The sequence below is a fragment of the Niallia sp. 01092 genome (assembly GCF_052318935.1).
In the GTDB taxonomy this organism is placed as follows: Bacteria; Bacillota; Bacilli; order Bacillales; family Cytobacillaceae; genus Niallia.
In genome coordinates this window covers 1-1,540 of record NZ_JBQRKO010000054.1, presented here as the reverse complement: position 1 = coordinate 1,540, position 1,540 = coordinate 1, and the positions used below count along the sequence as shown (strand labels likewise).

Sequence of the window (1,540 nt, the reverse complement as noted above, 5' to 3'; positions counted from 1 at the left end):
TGTAACTGCTAAACTAAAGTGAACAGTTTACAACGAATAATATTGAACACTTATTTACTAAAATGATTCCCCACCTTATGATAGATTTTAAACTTCTATGATAAGGCGGAGGATTTGAAAAGGTGGATAAGTTTGAAATGTATATAGAAATTAGAGGAATGCTCAATCAAAAATACAGTATTTCAACAATCGCTAGAAAACTAAATATATCAAGAAATACTGTTTATAAGTATATTCGAAAATCACCGGAGGAAATGGCTGAATGGACTGCATCAACCATGACAAGAAGTAAGAAGTTAGATAAACATAAAGACTTGATTCTTTATTGGTTAAGAGAATATCCAGATTTAACTGCAGCTCAAGTTCAAGACTGGCTAAAAGAAAAGTTCCCAGAATTTAAGGTGGGAGAAAGTACAGTAAGAAGTTATGTAAGAGGCCTTCGTGAGGATTACGAGATCCCAAAAGAAACTAGTTCCAGGGACTACCAAGCAATTCCAGATCCGCCTATGGGTGAACAAATACAAGTTGATTTTGGTTTTAAAACGGTAAAAAACCAATATGGTAAGCCGGTTAAATTAATGTTTATCGTATTTGTATTAGCTCATTCAAGATACAAATACATTGAGTATCAAAATCGCCCTTTCACAACAAATGATGTTGTGGCTGCACATAGGAATGCTTTTCAAGCATTTGGGGGTGTTTCAAAGGAAATTTTGTACGATCAGGATCGATTAATGGTAGTGTCTGAGAATGAGGGTGATATTTTACTAACAGAAGAATTTCAACAATTTGTAAATGAAATAAAATTTGAAGTGAAACTCTGCAGAAAAGCTGACCCGGAAAGCAAAGGAAAAGTAGAAAATGCGGTAAAGTTCATCAAAAATAATTTCATGAATAATAGAGTGTTTAAAAATATTGATTCTTGGAATGAACAGTCTCAGAAATGGTTAAAAAGAACAGGAAATGGAAAGATCCACAATGGCACAAAAAGAAGACCCACCGATGTGTTTCTCGTCGAAAAGCAACACATGCGACAGGTCAACTTACAAAATCATATTCACAAACCAAGTATAACAAGAAGTGTTCGAAAGGACAATACAATCATGTACCTTTCGAACCGGTATTCTGTTCCGTTAGGAACGTTTCAAAAGTATCCAGAAGTACATATTTATGAGACCGAGGAAAATAAATTAGTGATCTATTTCCAAGAGTCAGGGGAAATACTGGCCACACATTCTATTTGTTCTGATAAAGGAAAACTTATTCAAAACAGATCCCATCAACGTGATAGGTCGAAGGGAATAAACGAACTTATTGAGTTCGTTAGCGAATACTTTACAGACAAAGGAAAAGCAAAAATCTACTTAAATGAGTTGCGAAAAAGGTATCCACGATACCTTCGGGATCAGTTAAGTTTGATAAAAAAGTGTATGCAACTAGGAACAGTGGAAGTACTTGATGATTCATTAACACTCTGCATGGAGAGGCAACTCTTTAGTGCGAATGACTTTCAAGACGTAGTAGTCCTCTTAAAACGACA

Annotated in this window: 1 protein-coding gene; it reads left to right on the top strand. The window is 34.9% G+C overall.

What is annotated here, in order from left to right; genetic code table 11:
* Positions 1-122 precede the first annotated feature (122 nt).
* On the top strand, positions 123-1,540 hold a 1,418-nt coding region (istA, locus tag ACTXGU_RS22190; protein ID WP_443483690.1), incomplete at its 3' end, for an IS21 family transposase.